Genomic DNA, 24,446 nt, shown 5'->3' on the forward strand with positions numbered 1-24,446 from the left:
GCGAATCTTCATCAAAAAGGAATTAATAAGACATGCATGAAATCATTTGCCCACACTGTAGTAAAGCATTCAAGATCGACGAAACTGGCTATGCCGACATTCTAAAGCAGGTTCGCGATAGCGACTTTGAACAACAGATACATGAACGACTTGAATTGGCTGAAAAGGACAAGTTCAATGCTGTAGAACTGGCTAAGAGCCAAGGTGGCAGCGAAATGCATCGAGCCGTGACGGCTAAAGATATTGAGATACAAGCGTTAAAAGCCAAATTAGATACCGGCCAAGTCACTCAGAAACTGGCCGTAACCGAGGCGCTGGGGGATGTTAAAAAAGAGCGGGATAGTCTGGCTAATGAGTTGGAGCAGATTAAGCGCGATAGGCTAACAACTTCCGAACTTGCCGAGGCTAAGCTTGCCAGGGAACTACAGGAAACCGCAGCAATAAAAGACAGAGAAATTCAGGCATTACAAGCCAAACTTGGCTCCACTGAGCTTGAGCAGAAGGTGGCGATCATCGCCGCTGTCAGCGTAGTTGAGAAAGAGCGCGATGAATTGAAGAACGGGCTTAAGCAAGCTGGGCTTGAAAAGCAACTTGCTGAGACCTCGCTTAAAGATAAATACGAGACACAAATCAAAGATCGCGATGATGCTATTGAGCGTCTTCGAGATATGAAGGCCCGCTTATCAACTAAGATGGTTGGCGAAACCCTTGAGCAGCATTGTGAAACAGAATTTAATCGTATTCGCGCAACTGCGTTTCCGCGGGCGTATTTTGAAAAAGATAATGACGCTCGAACCGGCAGTAAAGGCGACTATATTTTTCGTGACTCGGACGAACATGACACTGAGATTGTTTCAATCATGTTCGAAATGAAAAACGAAAACGATACGACGGCCACTAAGAAAAAGAATGAGGACTTTTTAAAGGAGCTTGACAAGGATCGCATAGAAAAGGGCTGCGAGTATGCAGTGCTAGTGTCTCTATTAGAGCCCGACAGCGAACTCTACAATACTGGGATCGTGGATATGTTTTATCGTTACCCAAAGATGTATATTGTGCGGCCGCAGTTTTTTCTCCCAATTATTACATTATTACGCAATGCATCGATGAAATCACTTGAATACAAGAGGGAACTTGCGCTTGTTAAAGCACAGAGCGTCGACATAACAAACTTTGAGGATGATCTTGATACATTCAAAACAGCCTTTGCAAGGAACTACGATCTAGCTTCAAAGAAATTTAAAATAGCAATCGATGAGATTGATAAGTCTATCGATCACTTGCAGAAAACTAAGGAAGCCCTGCTCAGCACCGATAGGAACCTTCGCCTGGCAAATGATAAGTCACAGGATGTAACAATCAAGAAACTAACCAGGCGCAATCCGACGATGGCAGGCAAGTTTGATGAACTAAATGATAAAAGTAATTCGGATGCCGAATGATGCAACAGACACGCTGCATTTTTTATATTTAGGGCTTGAGTAAATTTCTTTTAATAGCGGCATTTGCGGTTGGCTGGATATGCGTTGGCTCGGCAAACCTGAAGTCGTTATTGCAGTGAAATGTTAGCGCTTCTTATTCCTTTTCTGGAATATCTTTAAGTAATTTTATGATCGCATGATTATTACTTAGCTTGGCTAAGTCAACGAGATAGCTTTTTTCGATGTCTTGCATCTCTTGGTCGCCTAAGAGTTCCTTTACCGACTGCAATTCACCATTGACTACAGCGGTTTTTAAGGCCGCAAAATTTGCGATACCGTGTCCATTCTTGTCATTCATTGTAGCTCCTATTAGTTACATTTCACTAATCGTTGGTTATTAAAGATATAACCCATCACTAAGATTAACAAAACGACCGTGGATGTTGCAAACCAAGTGTATGGTTAAAGCAAGCATATGCCGAAATTTAACTGAAACTAAATAAGTCGATATAGCGTTGTGCAGCATTAGCGAGCAAACCCGACCAACTGCTGCTTATACATCTACCTGCAATTTGTTTTTGATTAACGCTAAATAATCAAGATCATTCAATTTGTTATGACAATATTCTGGACAGGCTTCTATTTGCGATATGCCAACGTTGCAGGTAATTGTTTTATACTCCCAATCTACGCTGTTTATTTGTTTAGTCGATATGAGTACCTTTTTTCCGCCCGGTAACCAATCACGGGTATCTATTACTAGATAATGCAGTGACCAACTTTCGGTGTCCCAAATAAAGTCTTTTATATAGCCTTTGTTGTCACCCATTGCATTAACGCTATAGTGTGCGACTTCGTTTGACGACTGAAGATGGTTAGTTCGCTCGATATCCTTGTCGCTTGCGCTATCAAAAGACAACATATTTCGAGTAGACAAGGCTGTCGGGTAAGCATATTCACCCCACGTATCCGTGTCCATCCAATAATATCCATACCCAAAATAATCGAAATAAAATTTTTCAAATTCTCTCGAAACCGTTTCATGCTCTTCCACTTTAGGACAGTCTTCAATCATTTCTTTTGTTAAAGATACATTGAGTAAACGCTCATCTGCATTAAAATTTAGCAATGCAATAGGACTTATTAACACTTTTTGACTAAGGGGAAGCCACGGGTGTGTATCAATCACTAAATACCTAATTGTCCAAAACCTATCGTCAAAATAAACGTCTTTTATTTCGCCTAAATCACCATCCATACCGTTGACGATACTGCCGTTTAATTCTTTTAAGCTAACTAACATAAGTTTCTCCTCGCTTGTGAATTGGCTCTTCACTACCTTTTATCACTAAAGCCATCAATAAATAATAGACCTTGCCGTTTCATTACGCCACTTCAGTTAGGCCTTTTTGGTTACTAAGTGTACATTTAAATCGACAATATAATTTCACCGCTAGCTACCATAGCCGCTTATTTTCGCACTTTAGTGACCTTATTTTCTGCTAAGTTAATATTTATTATTTAATAAATTCAACGATTTAATTGTGTTTATTTAGATATGATACTATTTCACAAAAATAGAAAAATAGAAAAATAGAATTAGCTTCAGCTAATTTTAGAGGCTAGCCGTTTAAGCTCGTATTTGTCGTAATCTCTAGGGCGTTCCCAAAGTTATCTTCACGAACAATAAAGCGTAGCGTCATTAATGCAGGGGCGAATTGATTTGAGCGTAAAAATAGCACTGATTGCTGAAGGTGGTGGTCAACGAAGTATATTCACTGCCGGCGTGTTAGATGCCTGGTTGGAGAATGATTTTGATCCTTTCGATTTATTTATTGGCACGTCTTCTGGATCGCAAAATCTGACGAGTTTTTTGTCTCGTCAAAAAGGCTATGCGAAACGTTTAATCCGAGGTTTATCGCGTCAAAAGCGTTTCTATAAGCTTGGTCGTGGATTAATGGGGGGCAATGTTGTCGACTTAGACTGGTACTTTGATAAAACCGTTCAAGGCAGTTTTGCCTTGGACTTTGCGGCGGCCAAAAAATCATTGGGCGAACGAGAATTATTGATCACCGCAACTAATTCACGCGATAGAAAAGGGTACTTTTTACGCCCAAATGGCAATAGCAATCACTGGCGTAAGTTACTTAAAGCCTCCAGTGCATTGCCCTTTTTATATAAAGACGGGGTTAAACTCACGCCTGGGTCAAGTACCCGCTCACTTAATAAGCTAGCAGGTAATAAGCTAGCAGGTAATAAGGCAAAAGGGCCTCAAGCTGATTACTATCTGGACGGTGGATTAGCGGCGCCGTTGCCCGTGCGCGAGGCGTATCGCCGCGGTGCTCGAAAAATAGTAATTATACGCACGGTTAATGCTGACTTTCATGCTCAGTCGGTTTGGCTAAAAAAACTAAAGTCATGGATTTACTCTTCTGGGCATTGCCCAAAAACCATTGACTACTTGGTTCAGCATGAGCAAGCTTATCGTCAAGAACTCGCCTTTATTGCTAATCCTCCTGACGATGTCGAGCTCATTCAAGTTTTTGCTAAAGACCATCTTCGAAGTAAACGCTTAGGCAGTTCGGATATAGATTTACAGCATGATTATCGTGCGGGTATCGACGCGGGTAATGCTTTTTTGCAAACGTTGTAAATTTTCACTCAGGCACCCTTGACGGGAGCTGTTGTTTGACAAAGGGCTTGCGCATTTGATAACGTAGTTGAGTCGGGAAGGGGCGCTTTATGCCACTTTTGGCAAGGTACACCTCTCCGGTTATTTTGAACCATATAGGAGAAATAATGACTATAAGTAATCAAAGCAATCAGCAAAAAGCAGCTAAATTCACAGTGCCAGGCATGGACGAAACGTTCGCTAACCGAGCAATCGCCACTTTAGACAATCGCATGGTAGCACTGCTCGATTTGGCACTTACCCTCAAGCACGTTCACTGGAACGTTGTGGGCCCCAACTTTATCGGTGTTCATGAAATGCTAGACCCTCAAGTAGAGGCGGTGCGTGATATGACAGACACCATCGCAGAGCGAATAGCTACTTTAGGCGGTTCTCCGGTAGGAACTCCGCAATCCATTGCTGACCGTCGCACTTGGCATGACTATTCGTTAGGCAAAGCATTGGTCATCGAACATTTAGGTGCCCTTGATTTAGTCTACAACGGGGTAAACAGTGACCACCGTAAAGCAATTGGTGAAATGGCTGAACTTGATCCGGTATCGGAGGACATGTTGATTGGTCAACTAACCTATCTCGAGCAGTTCCAGTGGTTCATTCGAGCGCATCTTGAATCCTCGGATGGTGATTTACTCACTGCCAACAGCCAAACCGAGCTGGCTGCAGCAAAATCTGCACTTTCTTAAACTCAGCAAACAAATTACATTTATCAACGGTGGCGCCGCTGGCGTCATCATTAAAGCCCAAAAAATGTACCTGAAACGATTGCGCTAGCAGGCCAATAGGCTGGAATGTCGACGCCCGGGTTTGGATTTTTTATCCGTCATCCGTTATCACGCATTCGGATAATTACTATTGCTGCTATGGAAAGAATCAAAATAGCGATGGCTTCATACAAAATATTTTCAGGCGCCATATCTTTGCCTTGAAGCACAATCAGTCGAGCGATTGCCGTGATAGCGATGAAAATAGGGTAAACAAATGCTGAGCGCGGATCCGAGTAGAATACAGATACCATGCCGATAACCTCGAGATAAAGAAACATCAGTAGTATGTCCGCAAGACTGATAATTTGGGCGACATAAATTGTGTGGATTTCAAATGCCACGGCGCCGAGCGTCATTACAACGACGATAATTAATATTATTCGCTCAATTAAGTGAAAGATACTGAGCGCCAAAGACCTTTCCGTTTTTCCTGCATTTGGCCCTTCAGTATGTTTTATCGTATCGGAGTTGTCATTTTTGTCATTTTTGTCACTTTTTTTGCGTAAAGTCATAAATAAGATTCATCCATCTATTACAGAAGTTTTTTGATTTGAATTATTTGCTCCATGGCAGCTGTCACAAGCCAAATCGTAGTTAGCACATCGTTTAGCGATGTATGCTCGCTAAAGTAAGCATGCCAGTTAATCAATATCAATATCAATATTTGATGCCCATGTACCCATTAAAATGGGTCCCTCATAAAATAAATAATAAAGGCTTCCTGGAACATCAGGTGTCTTTTGCGTTCGGTTCACCCCACTAAAGCTATAATCAGATAAACCCGCAACCGTATTTAGAGCCAGTCCTGCAACGTATTCGATATCATCTGTGCTCGGATTTTTAACCGCAAACGTGTTATCACTTTGATTCGCTTAAAAACGGCGGTCAATAGAGTTTTAGTAAACAAGGACCGTTATATTAAGTTCCTTGTTGTTTTGCATGCGGGTTCAAACAGTTTAGGTAAAAGCCACAGAACTCAAGTTAGCCTTTGTTAAATCTATTCAGCTTTTACTTTTAATACAAGCGGACGGTTTATCATTAACGTCATAATCAACGTCATAATCAACGTCATAATCAACGTCATCACCTACTGTTAAACTTAGTGACGTGAGTGCCTCTATTACGACTACTGTTGGTAATAATTATCTTTTCTAGAGCCGCGGGCGAGTGTAAGCCACTAAATATCAAATGAATCAAAAATTATTGCTAAACAAGTATTCCTGACTAATCTTTTATGTCTAATTAGTCAGCGTATTTTGATTGCTAAGTGTACCATTAATTTAATGTATTAGTTGTAGAGCTAATTATAATTCATGTCTATTTAACAGTTTATATGCTGTAAATTATTTTATTTATTTTTTATTATTAATAAATTCAGTAATTTAATATTAATTTCATTAAAGTGGTATTCTATAAGGATAATTTATTAACTTGAACTATACTTAAAAAATAATTCCGTTCTATGTTTAACTATAACGGGTCTCACGGCAGTTATCTTTTCGTATCGACTGATTGCCAGCGCATATTTAGTGACCCGCGGATTGTGTTGCTATTTGCGTTTAAGTACTCACTACTGTACGATTATTAGGCAATTTATGTGGTTAACACTACATAGCCGTGAATGGGCTTAAGTTAGTGGTTAATCAATTGAATTAAATCAAAGGCCTTACTTTTTTAAGGTGAAACAGCGTGTATTTGCGCAAAAGGAACCCTGTTATTATAGTAACGATAGTCAACCGTTTACTTCTTCGGATGAGAGCAATACAAAGCAAGTTTAGTGAAACCGCGTTACTCTATGCAAATAGCATTAAAAGCAGTAAATCTGCAGTCCTAGCCGATAAAAGTGCTCAGGCACCGGCTGCCGCCTCTTCGGATCCGAGGAAGATGTTAACTTTAATCCTAGGCGCATTTTTAAGCCTCTTTTTGTTAACAGGCTGCGCGGATAATCCAGAGCAGTCCATATCAGACGCTACTCAAGAGGATGCAGAACAGAGTCAAAAGGGCCCTTCAAAACAAGTCAGTGTCATTATTATAAAGCCACAAATAATCGCTATGGCCGACCAATTACCGGGTCGAGTAAAAGCGTTTAAGACATCAGAGATCCGTCCGCAAGTGAGTGGTATTGTTCAAGCTCGTTTTTTTAAAGAAGGTAGCCTTGTCGACAAAGGTCAGCAACTTTATCAGATTGACGCCGCACTATTTGAGGCTGAGCATCAAAGTGCAGCAGCGAAACTACAAAATACAGTCGCTGAATTAGATATTGCCGACGCGTTGCAGGGCCGTTATCAACGCCTGATTAAAACCAACGCGGTTAGTGAGCAGCAATTTGATAATGTAAAGGCAAGATTAGCACAAGCCAAAGCGGCGGTAGCACTTGCGCAAGCTGAGGTTAAAACCGCTAAAATAAACCTTGATTACACGAAAGTGTATGCGCCTATCTCTGGCTATATAGGACCATCTGCGTTTACACAAGGTGCTTTGGTTACTGCACAACAGGAGGCTGCCTTAGCAACTATTTGGCAGCTGGATCCCGTATACGTTGATATATCGCAATCTGCTGCAAAAGCACAACCATTGCAACAAACGCTGATGATGGGTCGGATGACCCAGGGGGACGAGGCACAATTTGAGGTAACGCTGTTATTGGGTGAGAAGCATAATATTTATCCTCAAAAAGGTGTGCTATACGCTGCTGATTTGGCGGTGGATAAAAACACGGATACAGTCCGATTAAGATCTGTTTTCCCAAACCCGAATGCGATTTTGCTGCCGGGAATGTTTGTTCGAGCAACCATTGCGGGGGCGCAAACTCAAAAAACAATTCTAGTACCGCAAAAGGCGGTCAGTATAGAGGCCGATGGTTCAAAGGTTGTATGGCTTGTTGATAACAGTAATATCGCAAGTAAGCGTCAGGTCAACACAAGCTCAACCTTTGAAAATAATTGGGTGATTTCTAGCGGTCTCAACTCTGGCGATAAGGTCATTGTTAAGGGCACAATGACCTTACGGTCAGGTGCAAAAGTTGACCCTATACGTATTAAGCAAGAACAGTTAGAGGGGGCAGAGGATGAAGTCACCAGGCGAATTCGTAGTGATGAGTCCGTTTCTGAAGTTGCGACTGCTAACAAAGTAAGTGTAGATTAATGATCTCTAACTTTTTTATTAACCGCCCTATCTTTGCATGGGTTATTGCCATTGTCATAATGGGGGCCGGAGTTCTTGCGGTAACCTCATTACCGGTAGAGCAATATCCGAATATCGCAGCACCTAAGGTATCAATATCAGCAACTTACCCCGGTGCGTCAGCTAAAACCCTTGAAAACACAGTAACGCAGATTATCGAACAAAACTTGACAGGTATTGATAACCTTCGCTACATCCAATCGAATAGTTCCTCATCTGGGCAGGCAAGCATTAATCTAACCTTCGAGCCAGGAACTGATGCTGACATTGCTCAGGTGCAAACTCAAAATAAAGTATCGCAAGCGCAATCATCTCTGCCGCAAGCCGTTCAGCGTCGAGGCGTTGCCGTTTCCAAAGCAGGAAGCAGTTATTCTCTCATCGTTGGCTTTTATTCAACAGATGACTCTTATGGTCGAAATGACATTTCCGACTTTTTGGCATCTAACTTGGAAGAACCACTTAGCCGTATTGAGGGTGTCGGGCAAATCAGGACCTTTGGGCCTGAGCATGCCATGCGCATTTGGCTTAACCCGCAGTCGATGTATAATTTCAATATCACTACACAAGACGTCATTAATGCGGTACAGGAACAAAATGTTCAGCTAGCGACTGGACAAATCGGTGGTGCTCCAAGTGTGGAGGGGCAGCAATTAAACGCCACCATCACGGCACAAACCTTACTTGAAACTGTCGACGAATTTGACCAAATATCATTGACTGTAAATCAAGATGGAGCGGATGTTACCTTAGGTGATGTTGCTCGGATTGAAATTGGTTCCGAGAACTACAGTGTTATTGGACGCTATAATCGCCGTCCTGCATCGGGAATTGCCATTGAGCTCGCATCTGATGCAAATGCCCTTCAAACCATTCAAGCTATCAAAGATCGAATTCAAGAGTTTGGCGATATTATTCCTAAACAATTAGAGGTCGTTTATCCAGTTGATATTTCACCTTTTGTTGAGGCTTCAATTTATGAAGTGGTAAAAACACTACTAATAGCGGTCTTGTTAGTGATTTTGGTAATTTACATATTCTTACAAACAGCACGTGCTACGCTCATACCGGTGGTGGCAATTCCAGTTGTGCTGCTTGGCACTTTTGCGTTTCTTCTTGTGATCGGGTATTCCATCAATATCTTGACATTATTTGCGCTGGTTTTGGCAATTGGTATGTTAGTTGATGACGCGATTGTTGTGACCGAGAATATTGAAAATAAATTGGAGAAGGACCCCAATATAAGCCCAAAGGACGCTGCCGTAAAAGCCATGAAAGAAATCTCAGGGGCACTTGTTGGCACAACAGCGGTTATATGGGCCGTTTTTATTCCGATTACATTTTTTGAAGGGTCAACTGGGGTAATTTATCGACAATTTGCCGTTACGATCTCAGTTGCAATGGGGATATCACTTTTTGTAGCGCTGACTCTATCGCCGTCGTTATGCAGCATAATATTAAAACAAGCTAAAGTAGAAAAAAAGACAGGTTTTTTCGGGCTTTTCAATAGGGGCTTTAATAAAATGAAAGCGGGTCACGCGAGCCTTTTGGAAAAGGTATTGGCAAACCGTTTCATTCTGCCTGTCGTGTTTTTTACGATCATTGCTGTTGCCATTGGTCTGTTTGTTAAAATCCCGACGTCATTTTTACCTGACGAGGACCAAGGGCGAATGTTCACATTGGTTAACGGACCTGTTAGTTCAACCTTGCAACAAACGGTTGAGAAAAATAAGCAAGTCGAAGATTTTTATTTAGATCAAACAAACGGTGCTGTTGAAGGAATATTTACGGTGGCCGGCTTTAGTTTTTCTGGTAGCAGCCAAAATGTGGGTATCGCATTTATCAAAATGAAAGATTGGGCCCAGCGCACAGAAAATCAAAACGTCTTTGAAGTGAGTCAACAAGCAGGTAGGGCCTTGTCATCCGTAAAAGACGCCATGATTATTCCAATTGTGCCGCCGGCTATAATAGCATTAGGTAATTCCAGTGGCTTTGAATTTCAATTGGTTGACCGAGCAGGATTAGGTCAAGACGCGCTTAATAGCGCCATGCAACAGTTTGTTGGGGAGGCTAATCAGAGTAGCGTGTTAAAAGGCGTTCGTTTTAATGGTTTGGCGCCCGGCCCTCAATACGACATCGATATAGATTCGAAAAAAGCGCGGGCAATGGGTGTGCCAATTGCGGCAATCAACCAAACCTTAAGTACTGCTCTTGGTGGTTCTTACATTAATGATTTTTTAGAAAAGGGCCGTATAAAGCGTGTTTACGCCCAAGCAGACGCTCCTTATCGGATGTTGCCAGCGGATATAGACCGATGGTATGTGCGCAATGCATCTGGCGACATGGTTTCCTTATCAACCTTCGGAACTGGCGAATGGACATATGGCGCGCCAAAGCTAACTCGATTTGACGGAAGTTCTTCTCTTGAAATTAAAGGTGAGGCCGCACAAGGTATAAGTTCAGGTGAAGCCCTTAATAAGATATCAAAACTTGCTGAAAACTTGCCAAATGGAATTGGTTTGGAATGGACGGGCCTATCCTATGAAGAAAAAGAGTCTGGTGGACAAGCGTGGATTGTTTACTTAATTTCAATCGTTGCCGTGTTCTTAGCGTTGGCTGCTTTATACGAAAGCTGGACCATACCGTTAGCTATTATACTAACTGTACCACTTGGTATATTTGGCGCTGTTTTGGCCACATGGTCGGCTGGGCAAGCAAATGATGTTTACTTTCAGGTGGGCTTATTAATGACAATTGCCTTGGCTGCTAAAAATGCGATTTTGATTATTGAGTTTGCCAAAACTAATTTTGAAGAGGGTATGACTGCTTATGATTCAGCGGTGATGGCGGCGAAACAAAGACTTCGCCCTATTTTGATGACATCACTGACGTTTATTTTTGGTGTGATGCCTTTGGCATTCGCGGCAGGGCCCGGATCAGGTGCGCAGAACGCCGCATCAATTGGTGTACTGGGTGGTATTACAGCCACAACGATATTGGTTTTATTTTTCGCTCCATTCTTCTTTATATGGGTTATGCGCCTATTTAAAACGGATGAGGTAAAATGACCGCTAAAAGTGACGGCTAAAAATGACGGCTAAAAGTGACGGCTTCTTTTCATATCGATTACTGCGCGTGCGCAATCGAAGTCGAAGTCAATCTAATTGCGACTATTGACCTTGATGTCAGCTTCCGGGAGCTGACACAAACTGAAATTCTACATTCCTGGGCAGCTTTTGAATAAAGTAAATCGTAATTACCTCACGTAGTTACCTCAAGTAATTACAAAGCAGTATTAAAAATTTTTTAGGAGAGACACATTCTTTTTAATGGTTCTTTTAGCAAAGACTCAACTACCCGTCAGAAAATTCGCGAGTTCTATCGTATCGATGAAAGTGTTGCGGTAGAGCATATTTTACCCTTGGCAGAAGTTAACAATGATGCTGCAAGCAGAGCGTGGGAAAAAGCCCGTAAAATTTCCTTAAAAATACGTAGAGATGAATCGGGAAACGGCGCTGTAGATGCCTTACTTGCAGAATATACACTATCAAGTGAAGAAGGTGTTGTGTTGATGTGTCTGGCCGAAGCCTTATTACGGGTGCCAGATAAGCAAACTCAAGATGCCCTGATTAGTGACAAAATATCTAAAGGGCAGTGGAGCAGTCATATAGGCACTAGTGATTCACTGTTCGTCAATGCTTCATCGTGGGGCTTATTAGTTACCGGTACGATGATTGACTACGCTGATGAACGCGAAAAAGATAGCTTTGACCTATTAAAGAAAGTTATCGGTCGTTTGGGTGAGCCTGTCATTCGTAAAGCAATGAACTATGCCATGAAAATTATGGGTGAGCAGTTTGTCATGGGTGAAACTATCCAAGCAGCAACTGAGCATGCCGCCACAATAGAGCATGAGAATTACGTTTATTCTTATGACATGCTTGGTGAAGCTGCGCGCACCATGAGTGATGCTGATAAGTATTTTAAAGCATATCAGGTTGCTATAGATGCTATTGGGGCAGTGGCCCATGCGTCAGGCAAGAACGACCCTCGCAAAGTGCCTGGTATTTCAGTTAAGCTTTCTGCTATTCACCCTCGTTATGAGTTTACACAAAGAGAAAGGGTAATGACTGAAGCGGTACCCAAACTTAAAGCGCTTTGTTTGCAAGCTAAAAGCTATAATATTGGCTTAACTGTCGATGCAGAAGAGTCTGAGCGATTAGATATATCCCTTGATATTATTGAGGCGGTATTCAGTGATGATGAGTTAGCCGGTTGGAATGGTTTTTCGATGGCCATGCAAGCTTATCAAAAACGCGCTATTTTTATCGTTGACTGGTTACGCGAACTCACCTTGCGTGTGGGTCGAAAAATGATGGTGCGCTTAGTCAAAGGCGCTTATTGGGATACTCAGATTAAAAACAGCCAAAAAGGAGGTTATCAGCATTTTCCCGTATTCACTCGCAAAGCTTCTACTGATGTATCTTACCTCGCTTGTGCGAAAAAACTATTAGAATATAGAGACACTATCTATCCACAGTTTGCGACGCATAATGCTTACACTGTGACCACTATTCTTGAACTCGCCGGCGACGACAAAACAAGCTTTGAATTTCAATGTCTATACGGCATGGGTGGCTCTTTATATAAGCAAGTTGTTACAAATGAAAATGTTCAATGTCGTGTTTACGCGCCGGTTGGTCCTCATAAAGAGCTACTAGCCTATTTAGTCCGTCGTTTGCTAGAAAATGGCGCAAATTCTTCTTTTGTTAATGCCATTATTGATGAATCACAACCGGTCGAATCTTTACTTATCGATCCCGTTGAAAAAATGCATCGCCTAAAAGACAAATATAACGCCCAGATAACCAAACCCATTGCGTTATACCATGATGAAAAAGGTGTCGGCCGAGATAATTCTAAGGGCCTGGATTTAACCGATATCAATACAGTGACCCCGTTAAAAAAATCACTGGATAACTGGCATCAAGATAATTTATTCTCTGAAAATGACGTGCCAGAAGGGTCTACCGCCATTAGAAATCCAGCGAAGCAAAGTGAAATTATTGGTTTTCAACGGCATCACAGCAAGGATGAAATGCTCGCGATGATCGAAACGGCTCAAAACGCATTTACGTCATGGTCACAAACGCCTGTATCTGAACGCGCGGCTTTATTATGCCGTGTTGCCGATGTTCTTGAACATCATATGGACGAACTAATTGCCTTATGCATCAAGGAAGCCGGGAAAACGACGCAAGATGGCATCGATGAAGTCAAAGAGGCGGTTGATTTTTGTCGCTATTACGCGCAACAAGCGATTGAACTAGCAGAAGATGATCGTTTAGAAGCCCTTGGCGTGGTCTTATGTATCAGCCCTTGGAATTTCCCGTTAGCTATATTTATGGGGCAAGTGACTGCTGCTATTTCTACTGGTAATACGGTATTAGCGAAACCAGCTGAGCAAACAAGTTTAATTGCATTGCGCGCTATCGAACTAATGACGTCTGTTGGATTACCACATGGCGTTGTACAAGCGGTTATTGCCCAGGGTAGTAAAGTCGGTAGTGTTATTATTCCTAATGAACGTATTCAAACGGTTATTTTTACTGGTTCTATTAAAACAGCGACTATAATTTCACAAGCATTGGCTGATAGAGGGGGCGCTCAAGTGCCCTTTATTGCTGAAACGGGGGGGCAAAACTGCATGGTAGTTGACTCTACTGCCCTACCTGAACAAGTCGTTGACGATGTTATTTCTTCAGGGTTTCAATCTGCAGGTCAACGTTGTTCCGCGCTTAGAGTGTTATTTTTACAGGAAGATATTGCTGATAATGTGATTACAATGCTTAAAGGAGCATTAGCAGAATTGCATGTGGGTAACCCAGAAAAACTGAGTACTGATGTTGGTCCAGTCATTGATCAAAAAGCGCTAGATTCACTCAATGCCCACAGTGACTACATGAAAACCCATGGTCAATTATTATACCAATGCGCTATTTCTGATGAAATAACAAATGAAATAGCAGAGAACGAACATTTCTTTTTTGCGCCGCGACTTTATGAAATAGAGAATATTAGTGCGCTGAAGGAGGAAGTGTTTGGTCCCTGTGTTCATATTGTTCGTTTTAAAGACGATGAAATAGAAAAAGTCATTGATGATATTAACGACACAGGTTTCGGCTTAACTATGGGTATACATACCCGCATTGAACAGCGATCCATAAAATTGGCGAAGTTATCACGAGCAGGTAACGTATACATAAATCGTAATATAATTGGCGCTATCGTGGGTGTGCAACCGTTTGGTGGTCGTGGTCTTTCAGGTACAGGGCCAAAAGCAGGTGGCCCATATTATTTAACGCGTTTAGTTAAAGAAAAAACAACGCCCGATGCCAAGAAACTTAATTTATCACCACCGCAAGTAGAAGCTTTAAACGGCGATAAGGATGCGGAAGCAGAAGCCGTATTATTTATGGATAAAGCTAGCGCGGCAGAAAAAATCTGGCGCGTGACCGAGTTAAATAAGCGTATATCTCGTATTAGCAAAGTGTTAGCAAAAATTGCCCACACCGATATCTTTGATAACTTAGCAGACGATCTAACGCTCACTTTAAAGGCGGCGCGTTCACAATTGACTGATATTGAGAAACACTTGAAGGAGCCAACGGTTTTGCCGGGTCCAACAGGTGAGTCTAATATTCTGTATTTGGAAAATCGTGGCAACATCATCTGTTTTGCTGATGAAAATGTTACCTTTCACTTTTGGTTGATTTCTGTTGTAACGGCGTTGGCAACGGGTAACGCCGTTATTGCCGTTGTATCTGATTTATTCTACGATGAAGCGATAGCCTTTAGAGATGAGTTCGTTGCAACCGCCGAAGACGACAATGTTTTTCAAGTGGCCCAGTTATGCCACTTAACAAGGTTATTGGTACAGCCTGCATTATCAGGTGTTGTTGTTGGTAGTCATTGCGACCGTAAACATTATTTCAGTGAGAAATTAGCCGAACGTCAAGGCCCAATTTTACCGGTGATCAGTTCAAAATATTTTGATAATTTAACTCAGCGTTTATTAACAGAAAAAGTAATTAGTATTAATACCACCGCTTCTGGTGGCAATACATCACTCATGACCTTAGATGAATCTGATTAGCTGTTAAGGGGCGGTTCGTTTTGGCTATTTACATTTAGTTAATAAAAGCAATAAACTCGATATATCAACGAGTAAAGCTTGACCATGCAAACCGTGTTGGTTAACTGATTATTAAACATGGCCTGATTTGATAAAAATCGTTGCATTCGCTGCGCTGACCTTATCTAATTTGGATTCAGTGGCATTTATTGAAAAAATAGTAAATAAAAATGATAAGTAATGATGCCGATAACACGTTACTGACGTATATTTAGTCAACTTACGAAAGACCTGCAAATAACAGGTTTACAACGGATCATCCACGGCCAGTATTAGGTCGTTCCAAAGGAATTAGTATGGACAGGGAAAGTTACGTCAAAAATATCACTCAATTATTACCTAAATTTGAGGATAGCACCGCGAGTATAGTGCTAATAAAGCGAGCTAAAAAGCGTCGTTTCCAAGTAACAAACCTCTTTATGATATCGGTCTGTGTTTGTTTTTCTTTGTGTATAACCTTCTTGGACTATCAGTTTGCGCTGGCTGCCCATCTGTTTTTAGTTGTTATTCTGTTGTGTGTTTATATAAATTACCTTGCCTTGCAGGACGTTTTTTTCTTGAGGGAGCAGCTGACAAAAAACATGAAACTGATCATGACAGCGTCAGAAATTATTGAGAGTAAAGTTGAAGTAGACGACAATTTGTTGGCTACTATTTCCAATCATTTGGATCTGGACGGTAGCGAGCTTATAAACAAGGCGTTTGAAATTGGCTTTCGAGTGAAAGAGCGATGAGAGTTAATTAAAACTGTTAATTCGCTTCACGGATCTTGTTATCTTCGCTACGCCGGTCTTCTGGTGAATCTAACACCTCTTCAGATTCAGGGTGCATAGGGAGTACATTCGCTGACGTACGCACCATTGCAACATATCGACTCTCATGGTCTTCTGGTCGTTCCACGATGCGAGAGCGGACCAATTGCATTATTAAGATCAAACTGAAAATAGCCAAAATACTTAGATAGTATGCTGGTAGGGCGCTAGCACCCATATATTTTAGTGCAAAACCAGCAATCGCCGGCCCAACAAAAGATCCTAAACCATAAATCATTAACAGACTACTTGACCCCGCTACCAGATGATCCTTGTGAATTCGATCCACCAAGTGCACAACAGAAATAGGATAAACAGCCAAAACTAAACCACAAAAAACCGCCGAGAGTGCGGTTATTAATCCGCGTTCACCAGGATAATATTTTGCGCAAATTGCCATCGACAATGCCACTAGCGTTCCGAGTATAAACGTAAATAGAATAACTCGTCGGCGATCCATTTTATCTGACCAACGACCTACAGGATATTGGATCAAAGCGCCGCCAAGGATAGAAAGTGAGATAAAGGCTGCTAATTCTTTGTCAGTGTAACCTAATTCGCTTACAAACAAAGGGGTTAGCCCCCAAAAGGGTCCCATAATCAAACCTGATACCAAGCAACCGGTTACCGCCACTGGCGCAGCATCAAAGACTTTTAGAATACTCATAGATGGCATATCAACTGCCACATGCGGTTGCTGTAGGCGTGTCCAAGATATCGGCATAACCGCGGCGGTAATAAGAAAACTAGCAATGATAAAAAGCGTATAACTAGTCGCATTGTCCACTAGCAATAGCTGTTGAGAAGCGGCAATAGCTATCAAATTGACAAAAGTATAAATGGAAAATACACGGCTACGATAAGCATCTTGGGTTTGACCGTTTAGCCAGCTTTCGACAACGGTATAAACCACAAATACACCAAAGCCGGTAAAGAATCGAATAAACAACCACGCCACTGGCGAAATAAATAGAACGTAGGCTAAAACACTACATCCAAGCAAAGCCGTACAGAACGTAAAGCAGCGAATATGTCCCATCCGCTTGATCATGGTAGAAGCCATTAACGTTGCTACGAAGGCGCCTAAAAAATAGACGGACGTGAGAATACCTAAAAATTGCCCAGAGAAACCCTCAGAAACGCCGCGTAAAACTAATAATGTGCTGAGTAAACTGTTGCCCATTAACAGTAAGAAAATACCTAGGAATAAGGCTAAGATAGACACCAGAATTGAACGCATAACGGTTCCGAAAATGCAGAGAAAGTAAGACGGGCCGATTATAACCTAAAGGCTACGAAATCAACAACCGTTGAATAGACAAGTCGCTGGTATTATGCTCGAAGAATTTTGCCTACCCTCTAAAACCAAAGAATTTGTTATTAACAATTTCATTTACAGCATCTTTGGGAAGCGCCTTCTCCCAATTCCCTCGGCCTTTGGGAATTTGTTTTAATATGGATCTAGAGAAGATTTTAAACAGCTCTTTATCACTGCAATCGATACCTGAAATAAAGTCGTTTTCCAGTAAGTGGCGATATAGAAAGCGTAAGTGCTCAGGCACTTTTACATCAGTGAACTTGCTAATTTCGCCTTCAGAATTAAGCTCAGGATAAACAAACAGACGTGTATGGTCGGGAAATAGTTTACCAAAACCTTCTAAGATACCGCCTTCAACACCACGATAAAAGTCCTCATCGAAAATTTGCTTAACGTTTATCATGCCTACTACTATGCCGATGTTTAGATTAGTGTATTGGCGAAAGTATGCGCGCAGAGAAAAATAGCGTGTGTAATCTGAAATCATTACATGATAACCCAAGGAATGTAGCACTTGCACTCGCTGAATAATATCCTGCTCAGAGAAATTAGCGTCATTACCTTTTGCATCGTTAAGGGAAATTTCAGCAATAGCAATGGTGTTTTCTGGTGTCACATCTTCAAGTTCATAGAAAGACCGTTTACCTTGTTCTATCATATCTATATTTAGCTTTGTCACTGGGCGGAATGAACCGCGTATTGTTAACACATTCTTTTTGTAAAGTAATTCTGCAGGCACTGCTACCGAACCATCTGGTTTCAGCATAATCGCGCGTGTTTTCCAGCTTCTAATCAAGTGAATGTTTTTCATTCGATTATCTAAGTCCTCAAAATATGGGCCTTGAAAATCAATTGAATCAATTTCAATACGTTTGGTTTTCATATTGTCAGTTAACGAATCAATAATTGTTTTAGGATTCTCAAAATAGTAGAACGCAGCGTAAATTAGGTTAACACCGAGTACGCCTAATGCTTGTTGCTGGGCTTCGGCGTTATCATCACGCATTCTAACATGCACGGTTATTTCAGACGCTTCTGCGCCTGGGTACATTTGTACCCTTATTCCGCACCAGGCGTGACACTCGTTATCACTTTTAAAGCTTTTAGCAGCGACCGTAGCTGCGTAAGCAAAATAACGTGAGGACTTGGAACGAATATCACCGACTCGTTCAACCACAAGTTTGAATTCTTGGTCCATCATGGCTTGAACTCTTGACTTACTGACGTAACGTCGATCTTCTTGGACGCCGTAAATAGCGTCAGAAAACTTCATATCATAGGCTGACATGGTTTTAGCAATTGTACCTGCAGCGGCACCCGCCAGAAAAAACTGTCTGGCTACTTCCTGTCCAGCGCCAATCTCAACGATGGTACCGTACTTTTTTTCGTCTAAATTAATGCGTAATGCTTTTTGGCTAGTGCTGCGTGCGCTGACTTGTTTATCCATGATATTCCCAAAGTAATTAAGCATTAGTATGGTGTTTCTGTGTGCAGATTATTTAGGGTTATGGCGATACTGTCAACTTAATGAAACAAGCGATGCAATCATACACCTTGATGGGCGCAAAAACGGCGAGGCATATCGACTGACCGCAAGGTGCTATTTGGTGAAAATACTACCACTGATAACTGATACCTACGCTAGCCACGTTTTGTTTGTAAGTTAAGCTATCTAGGTCAGAGCTATAGTCTCCGCGTTCTAACTCTGTTTTTAGCGCTAAATTATCTAATATATTGAGTGACCAACTTGCTGTAATTACGTGTCCGTTATCGTCTCGTTGTGTTTTTTCTTCAGACTCTGACCCCACATTTTGTAGGCCAAGGTAGTCTTTTACTTGATAGCGCCAATCTAGGCCAATCTGAGAACCCAATCCAAATAGTGTGAATTTGTGTGAAACCTTAGAAGCAATTCCCGCTCCTTTAAAACTAAATGCTTGATTGATTGCATTTTCTTTCTCGATGTTAACGCCAAGCATAAGCATCGTATTGGCGTTATTGATAAAATGAAATATGTCGGTAGACAAAGCCAACGCCTCTGCATCCCTATCGCTTAACTCGGCAAACGATTTATTCTTAATTTTAAAGCTTGTGCGTATATAAGTTTGTGGTTTAACAAATGACCCATAATAAACAGTAGCTTGCTGAAATTCAAAGAACGTTTTTGTAGCTAAACTTGCTGTTGCTGCATCAAGTCTAAGCCCAATTTCGCCGTTATTTAAATGGTAGCTTGTATCCACATTGGCTTGATGTAGAGCCAAGTCATATTGGCTGAATTTATTATAATTTTGCTGTTGATATGAATAACCTGTAGTTACCTTTATTTTCTCATTGGCTAACCATTTTGCGTTAAGTTGTATGCCAATTTCGTTTCCGCTATCGCTATCGCTTGACACATTATCAATCTCATCAACACTCAATGCTGAATTGTTAATTAATCCTGCGCTAACTTCACCACTAACGCTAAAGTCACTGTTTGAATCTGCTAGTACGCTAGCACTGGCAGATACTACTAACAAACTAATAATCTTGCATATAATTAATTTCATTTTAGAATCCTTACGAGAATGAGATTAACGCCGACCCCAGGCCGGCGTTAATAGGTAAGTCAATAATTAAAGACCTAGACTTAAGTCATTACTGATGTTGTTGACTACTTCCGCTGCGGTGGCTGCTGCGATCTCGTTGTTGATCTGTTCAGAAACCAAGGTACTGATTTGACTATTCACCGATTCAGAAACTGAGTTCTGAGTATTACTGGTTATGGAGTCAAGCACGTTAGCCTGAATAGTTTGGTCGATAACAGTTGATGCGTCAGTGGCAGCGGTTAAACCGCTATCTGCGTCTTCTGCTGTTGCTTCAGTGTCGGGATCTTCTGCAGTTGCTAAAGTCTCAGGATCTTCCTGAATTAATGCGTTATCAGCATTACCAATAGACTCGGAAGACTCCCCAGACTCATCATTATTAGTGCTTAGCAGTGAAGCTGAATCTAATGTTGTGTTGCTTGCTAATGCCGAGACACTTGTTAATTGGCCTTCGAAGCCATCAGACGCACCCGTTAGCAAGTTGTTGCCAACGTCAGAAAGGTTATCGAGGGTTTTGACCGTTGCCGTTTGCACGGTTTCAATTTTTACGACATTGCTCATATCTACATTATTTACGCTTGATTGCGCTTCCTCTGAATCATCCGAGTCTTCTGAATCAACTGAGTTACCTGAATCAACTGAGTTATCCGATTCAACTGAGTTATCTGATTCAACTGAGTTATCTGACTGAATTGAGCCCTCTGAAACATCCGAGTCATCTTCATCGTCTATAGACTCCTCTGAACCCGATATTGATATATTACCAGCCTGCGCTTTCACCTTAGTAGAAGACGTTGCTGAAGCGTCAGTATTTATCTGTGTTTCAGTTTGCTCAGAGTTTGTAGTGCTAGATTGTGTTGCATTGGTTTGCTTGGAAGCACTGATTGATTGGCTTACGCCGGTGTCGGCAGCGAACGCGGTCATTGATATTTGTGCAACGCCTGCAATTACCATTACTTGTACTATTTTATTAAACTTAGTCATTTTAGGTTTCCTCGTGTTTGTTTTGAATGACACTTGGATAACGGATCAAAAATTGATTTATTCCCTATTTTTTGAAAAAACTTAATAAATGGAGTTTTATAATTAGAAACCGGCGGGAAAGGACCAGGCAGAACTGAACAGACGTGAATACTAAAACCGGCTAGTAACTACTAAGGTTGAATGGCGCCGAATCCGAAAATAGGATCTTTACCCGTGGGGCCCAGATCAATTGCTTTTTCAGCAAGAGCACTCAGCACGTCGCTTCTATTTTCTGCCGCGTTTTGTCTGCGAGCCACTATGCACGCTAGTGCAGCCGATACGACTGGTGCCGCCATTGAAGTTCCTGACTCACGACCAGTTCGTCGTTGAGATTGTGCTGTCAATACATTGACTCCAAATGCAGAGTAATCAATGTAAGTGCCCTGATTTGACCATCGGTAAGGTTGCTGATGTTGATCAATCGCGCTCACAGCTATAACGTCTTGGTATCCAGCAGGGAAAACAGCAGCGGCAGCCGGCCCTTCATTACCTGCGGCGGCAACGATAAAAGCCCCTTGCTTATTCGCGGCATTAACAACGGCTTTTAATATTGCGTTGTCGGGCCCTGCAAGGCTCATATTTATAACTTTTACATGCTCCTCTATTAACCAATTTATTGCTTCAATCATGGCATTTAATGTTGCCCCTTGGGCATAATCTGATCGACGATAAAAAACTTCGGCAGAGTACAAATGAGCGCCTTTAAGCAAAGGCGCTAGATTATCAATTTTTCCTAGAAGTACACTAGCTACTGCTGTTCCGTGCAATAAAGGAGACTTTACGTTGCCAGATAGAAACGATTTTGCTGTGATTTTGGCATCATTAAATGCTGGGTGAGCCTGATCTACAGCACTATCTATCATCCCAATGCGTAAATCGTCTGCGCAAAATGAGGCACCTAGTCTCCTTAGATTTGATTGCGCTTGGCTTTGTTTATCATTATTCGGTTGCGAGATAGCGGGCGGAATGTTTAGCGCAGATTGAGCTTGATAAACGTGGTTTCGATCTAGTGTAGCAATAACAGATCCTGACAAATAAACGGCCAACGCTTGTTTTGAATCAAGATTTTCAGGAACTGTAAAACGTAATAAGGACAGTTTTAACCCGTCGTATGAGCGGTTTGATTCGATACTAGCGCCTAACGATGTTAATTTGCTTTTGGTACTCTCATCGGCTAACACTATCCATTGGTTTTTTACCGCGCGCCAATTATCTTCAACTTTCACCTCTGTCCAAGCTGGATTCAAAATGTCATCACCTATCGCTAACGCATCGGGAAGTGCACTCAGTGGCGAAGTTACTAGTGACTCAATTGGCGGCATCAAGCTGTCGTTGATTGCTTGCTCTGACAATCTTTTATTTAAGGGCAGGCGCAATGTATTTACCACAGAGTCAATTTTATCAATTGGCGTTATACTTCCAATACTTTGTTCAATAGCTCTAGCGCTTGCTAATTGGCTTATGCAAACTGTTATTAGTGTTATCAATACCAATATGGTGGTTTTTATAAAGGTCATGCAGTCCTCTGTAATATGCTGCTTAGTTTTCGAGTAAACGTTTCAGCTAAAAATAAATTTCATTTTTTTGGAATAAAATTAACCTTGGCGCGTTACCTTGATAACAAGTGAGAAAAAAGAGAAAAAAAATGAATGAATCTTCCGTGAGCGTATCGTATGAAAATATCATACCAATGTTACGTCGTTTTGCCTATTCCCTAACGGGCAGTACCGCTGATGCCGACGACTTGGTGCAGGCGACATTCGAGAAAATCTTAAACAAGGGTATTCCAGAGAATGTTGAAGCCGTGAAATGGGCATTCAAAGTCTGTCGAAACGTTTGGATTGATGAATATCGTTCGCAAAAAGTCAGACAAAGAGCGACTCAAGTGCCAGAATTACAAGAGAAAGTAATTGATCCTCAGTCAACTCCGCATGAAGCAAAAGAGCATATTGCCAAGGTCAATGCTGCGATGGGCACTTTGCCTGACGACCAGCGTTCGATTTTATCATTGGTGGCTTTAAAGGGCATGTCGTATAAAGAGGTAGCGGTTATCTCGGGCATCCCAGTAGGGACAGTGATGTCGCGATTATCTAGGGCACGCACGAGTCTACTCGAGATGCTAGAAAATCAAACAGCAGGACAAAAATCATGAAAATAACCGACGAAAAATTGAGTGCGTTTCTAGATGCAGAATTAGCGCCAAATGATATGGATATAATTCGTAAAGCACTCGAGGTGGATGATGCTTTAGTGATGCGCCTCGCGGAACTTAGCCAGGTTGACCAATGGGTAGTTGAAAATGCTGAACAAATAGACGCAACGCCAATGCCGGAGAAGCTAGTAGAGCTAGCACAACAAATTGATAAAGGGCAAAAGCAAAATAATATAGTGCAGTTGTCGAATTGGAAATTAGTAAAAACCAACATAAATACGTCAATGTCGATAGCCGCCAGTGTGGTATTAGCGATAATCGTTGGTGTATCTACGATTAATTATCAGGCAGCGCCAACGATTTCTAATCAGATAGCCAAAGTATTAGATTCGTCTATTAGCGGTCAAACAAGCTTAATTGCCGAAAATACAAGTGTTAAGGCTCAGCTTAGTTTTGCTAATAAAGAGGGGGATCTTTGTCGTCAGTATCTTTTACTTGAAGAGGAGGCTAATTCAACCAACATTGCTTGTAAGGAAAATAAGCGCTGGCGTCTGCGTGCTTCTATTCAAGAAAACGAAATTAATACTCAGCGCTATCAGGCTGCCAGTAAGGAGCAATCATTAGAAACGGTGATAGACGTCATGATTGCGGGGGCTCCATTAAATACAGAGCAAGAACAAAGCGCCATTTCAAAACAATGGCAATCACGATAACCAAACGAGGTGAAATATGAAAACAATCATGATTTTTTTATCCATAACGATATTGTTAGCAGGCTGCACATCAAAACCAGATTATCGCGCAGCGACAAACGGTTCGGCAGGCCATAGCGAGCAAAAAATATCAGAAGACAGATACAGAGTGCAATTTAAAATATACTCTAACAGCGTCGCCGACGCGACCGATTTTGCTCTATTAAGGTCTGCACAATTAACCCAACAAGAAGGCTTTGATTGGTTTCTAATAACCAGTAAAGAAACCTTTATAGAATCAACAAAAACGCAGCCTGCGACTAGTATTGGTTTGTCGCAAAATCGTCAAACTTTAAGGCAGTGCGGTTTGCTCACATGCGATACTTATCAGCGACCATCGACCCAAATGGACGCGTCTATTTCGTTAAGCTCACAGAACGACCGCAAAGAAGTGAACACGGTTTTAGATATTAGAATGGGTAAGGGTATGAAGCCCAACGATGACAGTTATCACGCACAAGATGTAATTGACAACTTAGGAAATAAGGCTACTGAATAGGTAAAGAGAAGCTCTTTAGTTTGACAAAACGACCGAGATAAATAACTCGGTCGTTT

The 24,446-nt window shown here is 41.6% G+C and carries 18 protein-coding genes; 10 read left to right on the forward strand and 8 right to left on the reverse strand.

Annotation, left to right across the window (positions count from 1 at the left end; genetic code table 11):
- Window positions 1–32: 32 nt before the first annotated feature.
- Window positions 33–1,442, forward strand: a complete 1,410-nt coding sequence (locus G399_RS0104420) for a DUF2130 domain-containing protein (RefSeq protein WP_006011347.1) — start codon at window positions 33–35, stop codon at window positions 1,440–1,442.
- Window positions 1,443–1,575: 133 nt separating this feature from the next.
- Here the strand turns inward: G399_RS0104420 and G399_RS0104425 are convergent, their stop codons facing one another.
- Both G399_RS0104425 and G399_RS0104430 read right to left on the reverse strand, forming a co-directional pair.
- Complete coding sequence (locus G399_RS0104425; protein ID WP_006011349.1) at window positions 1,576–1,779, reverse strand: hypothetical protein; 204 nt, start codon at window positions 1,777–1,779, stop codon at window positions 1,576–1,578.
- A 195-nt stretch (window positions 1,780–1,974) separates the two neighbouring features.
- Window positions 1,975–2,724, reverse strand: a complete 750-nt coding sequence (locus G399_RS0104430; protein WP_006011350.1) for a PRC-barrel domain-containing protein — start codon at window positions 2,722–2,724, stop codon at window positions 1,975–1,977.
- Between the two features lie 402 nt (window positions 2,725–3,126).
- Between G399_RS0104430 and G399_RS0104435 the strand changes: the two genes are divergently transcribed.
- Both G399_RS0104435 and dps read left to right on the forward strand, forming a co-directional pair.
- Window positions 3,127–4,074: a patatin-like phospholipase family protein gene (locus tag G399_RS0104435; protein ID WP_006011352.1), complete on the forward strand. Its 948-nt coding sequence runs from the start codon at window positions 3,127–3,129 to the stop codon at window positions 4,072–4,074.
- Between the two features lie 146 nt (window positions 4,075–4,220).
- Entirely contained in the window at window positions 4,221–4,796 is a 576-nt protein-coding gene (dps, locus tag G399_RS20195) for a DNA starvation/stationary phase protection protein Dps (protein ID WP_006011353.1), read from the forward strand.
- Between the two features lie 137 nt (window positions 4,797–4,933).
- Here dps and G399_RS0104445 read toward each other — a convergent pair whose 3' ends face one another.
- A complete protein-coding gene (locus G399_RS0104445) occupies window positions 4,934–5,389 on the reverse strand; it encodes a phosphate-starvation-inducible protein PsiE (RefSeq protein WP_006011354.1) in 456 nt (151 codons plus the stop codon).
- A 1,240-nt stretch (window positions 5,390–6,629) separates the two neighbouring features.
- Between G399_RS0104445 and G399_RS0104450 the strand changes: the two genes are divergently transcribed.
- The 4 genes from G399_RS0104450 to G399_RS0104465 all read left to right on the forward strand — a co-directional run bounded on the left by G399_RS0104450 (window position 6,630) and on the right by G399_RS0104465 (window position 15,986).
- Window positions 6,630–8,021, forward strand: coding sequence for an efflux RND transporter periplasmic adaptor subunit (locus G399_RS0104450; protein WP_006011357.1), 1,392 nt, complete (start codon window positions 6,630–6,632; stop codon window positions 8,019–8,021).
- Complete coding sequence (locus G399_RS0104455; protein ID WP_006011358.1) at window positions 8,021–11,125, forward strand: efflux RND transporter permease subunit; 3,105 nt, start codon at window positions 8,021–8,023, stop codon at window positions 11,123–11,125. Before G399_RS0104450 ends, G399_RS0104455 begins: the two co-directional genes overlap by 1 nt.
- A gap of 251 nt (window positions 11,126–11,376) precedes the next feature.
- Window positions 11,377–15,213: a bifunctional proline dehydrogenase/L-glutamate gamma-semialdehyde dehydrogenase PutA gene (putA, locus tag G399_RS0104460; protein WP_026843454.1), complete on the forward strand. Its 3,837-nt coding sequence runs from the start codon at window positions 11,377–11,379 to the stop codon at window positions 15,211–15,213.
- Window positions 15,214–15,548: 335 nt separating this feature from the next.
- The gene (locus G399_RS0104465) at window positions 15,549–15,986 is read left to right on the forward strand and encodes a hypothetical protein (RefSeq protein ID WP_006011362.1); all 438 of its coding nucleotides are present in this window, start codon (window positions 15,549–15,551) and stop codon (window positions 15,984–15,986) included.
- A 16-nt stretch (window positions 15,987–16,002) separates the two neighbouring features.
- Here G399_RS0104465 and G399_RS0104470 read toward each other — a convergent pair whose 3' ends face one another.
- The 5 genes from G399_RS0104470 to G399_RS0104490 all read right to left on the reverse strand — a co-directional run bounded on the left by G399_RS0104470 (window position 16,003) and on the right by G399_RS0104490 (window position 22,504).
- Window positions 16,003–17,304 carry an MFS transporter gene (locus tag G399_RS0104470; RefSeq protein WP_006011363.1) on the reverse strand — a complete coding sequence of 434 codons (1,302 nt, stop codon included), beginning with the start codon at window positions 17,302–17,304 and terminating at the stop codon, window positions 16,003–16,005.
- A gap of 112 nt (window positions 17,305–17,416) precedes the next feature.
- Complete coding sequence (locus G399_RS0104475) at window positions 17,417–18,829, reverse strand: hypothetical protein (protein ID WP_006011366.1); 1,413 nt, start codon at window positions 18,827–18,829, stop codon at window positions 17,417–17,419.
- A gap of 169 nt (window positions 18,830–18,998) precedes the next feature.
- The gene (locus tag G399_RS0104480; protein ID WP_006011368.1) at window positions 18,999–19,928 is read right to left on the reverse strand and encodes a hypothetical protein; all 930 of its coding nucleotides are present in this window, start codon (window positions 19,926–19,928) and stop codon (window positions 18,999–19,001) included.
- Between the two features lie 66 nt (window positions 19,929–19,994).
- On the reverse strand, window positions 19,995–20,948 hold the full coding sequence (locus G399_RS0104485; RefSeq protein WP_006011370.1) for a hypothetical protein: 954 nt from the start codon (window positions 20,946–20,948) through the stop codon (window positions 19,995–19,997).
- 170 nt (window positions 20,949–21,118) lie between these two features.
- The gene (locus G399_RS0104490; RefSeq protein WP_006011372.1) at window positions 21,119–22,504 is read right to left on the reverse strand and encodes a S8 family serine peptidase; all 1,386 of its coding nucleotides are present in this window, start codon (window positions 22,502–22,504) and stop codon (window positions 21,119–21,121) included.
- 128 nt (window positions 22,505–22,632) lie between these two features.
- Between G399_RS0104490 and G399_RS0104495 the strand changes: the two genes are divergently transcribed.
- From G399_RS0104495 to G399_RS0104505, 3 genes are read left to right on the forward strand one after another with little or no spacing between them, the layout of a single operon-like run.
- Window positions 22,633–23,139 (forward strand): RNA polymerase sigma factor, encoded by a 507-nt coding sequence (locus tag G399_RS0104495; protein WP_026843455.1) that lies wholly within the window; start codon window positions 22,633–22,635, stop codon window positions 23,137–23,139.
- The gene (locus G399_RS0104500; protein ID WP_006011374.1) at window positions 23,136–23,852 is read left to right on the forward strand and encodes an anti-sigma factor; all 717 of its coding nucleotides are present in this window, start codon (window positions 23,136–23,138) and stop codon (window positions 23,850–23,852) included. Before G399_RS0104495 ends, G399_RS0104500 begins: the two co-directional genes overlap by 4 nt.
- A gap of 16 nt (window positions 23,853–23,868) precedes the next feature.
- Window positions 23,869–24,390 carry a CC0125/CC1285 family lipoprotein gene (locus G399_RS0104505; protein ID WP_006011375.1) on the forward strand — a complete coding sequence of 174 codons (522 nt, stop codon included), beginning with the start codon at window positions 23,869–23,871 and terminating at the stop codon, window positions 24,388–24,390.
- Window positions 24,391–24,446: the final 56 nt, after the last annotated feature.

The sequence above is a fragment of the Brumicola pallidula DSM 14239 = ACAM 615 genome, from assembly GCF_000428905.1.
Classification (GTDB): Bacteria; Pseudomonadota; Gammaproteobacteria; order Enterobacterales; family Alteromonadaceae; genus Glaciecola; species Glaciecola pallidula.

Bases quoted from the DNA above. Each gene is read 5' to 3' on its own strand.
- G399_RS0104445 (WP_006011354.1), bottom strand. From the start codon at position 5,389: ATGACTTTACGCAAAAAAAGTGACAAAAATGACAAAAATGACAACTCC.
- G399_RS0104450 (WP_006011357.1), top strand. From the start codon at position 6,630: ATGAGAGCAATACAAAGCAAGTTTAGTGAAACCGCGTTACTCTATGCA.
- G399_RS0104470 (WP_006011363.1), bottom strand. From the start codon at position 17,304: ATGCGTTCAATTCTGGTGTCTATCTTAGCCTTATTCCTAGGTATTTTC.
- G399_RS0104430 (WP_006011350.1), bottom strand. From the start codon at position 2,724: ATGTTAGTTAGCTTAAAAGAATTAAACGGCAGTATCGTCAACGGTATG.
- G399_RS0104505 (WP_006011375.1), top strand. From the start codon at position 23,869: ATGAAAACAATCATGATTTTTTTATCCATAACGATATTGTTAGCAGGC.
- G399_RS0104425 (WP_006011349.1), bottom strand. From the start codon at position 1,779: ATGAATGACAAGAATGGACACGGTATCGCAAATTTTGCGGCCTTAAAA.
- G399_RS0104490 (WP_006011372.1), bottom strand. From the start codon at position 22,504: ATGACCTTTATAAAAACCACCATATTGGTATTGATAACACTAATAACA.
- G399_RS0104420 (WP_006011347.1), top strand. From the start codon at position 33: ATGCATGAAATCATTTGCCCACACTGTAGTAAAGCATTCAAGATCGAC.
- G399_RS0104455 (WP_006011358.1), top strand. From the start codon at position 8,021: ATGATCTCTAACTTTTTTATTAACCGCCCTATCTTTGCATGGGTTATT.
- G399_RS0104465 (WP_006011362.1), top strand. From the start codon at position 15,549: ATGGACAGGGAAAGTTACGTCAAAAATATCACTCAATTATTACCTAAA.
- G399_RS0104480 (WP_006011368.1), bottom strand. From the start codon at position 19,928: ATGAAATTAATTATATGCAAGATTATTAGTTTGTTAGTAGTATCTGCC.
- G399_RS0104495 (WP_026843455.1), top strand. From the start codon at position 22,633: ATGAATGAATCTTCCGTGAGCGTATCGTATGAAAATATCATACCAATG.
- dps (WP_006011353.1), top strand. From the start codon at position 4,221: ATGACTATAAGTAATCAAAGCAATCAGCAAAAAGCAGCTAAATTCACA.
- G399_RS0104485 (WP_006011370.1), bottom strand. From the start codon at position 20,948: ATGACTAAGTTTAATAAAATAGTACAAGTAATGGTAATTGCAGGCGTT.
- G399_RS0104475 (WP_006011366.1), bottom strand. From the start codon at position 18,829: ATGGATAAACAAGTCAGCGCACGCAGCACTAGCCAAAAAGCATTACGC.
- G399_RS0104500 (WP_006011374.1), top strand. From the start codon at position 23,136: ATGAAAATAACCGACGAAAAATTGAGTGCGTTTCTAGATGCAGAATTA.
- G399_RS0104435 (WP_006011352.1), top strand. From the start codon at position 3,127: ATGCAGGGGCGAATTGATTTGAGCGTAAAAATAGCACTGATTGCTGAA.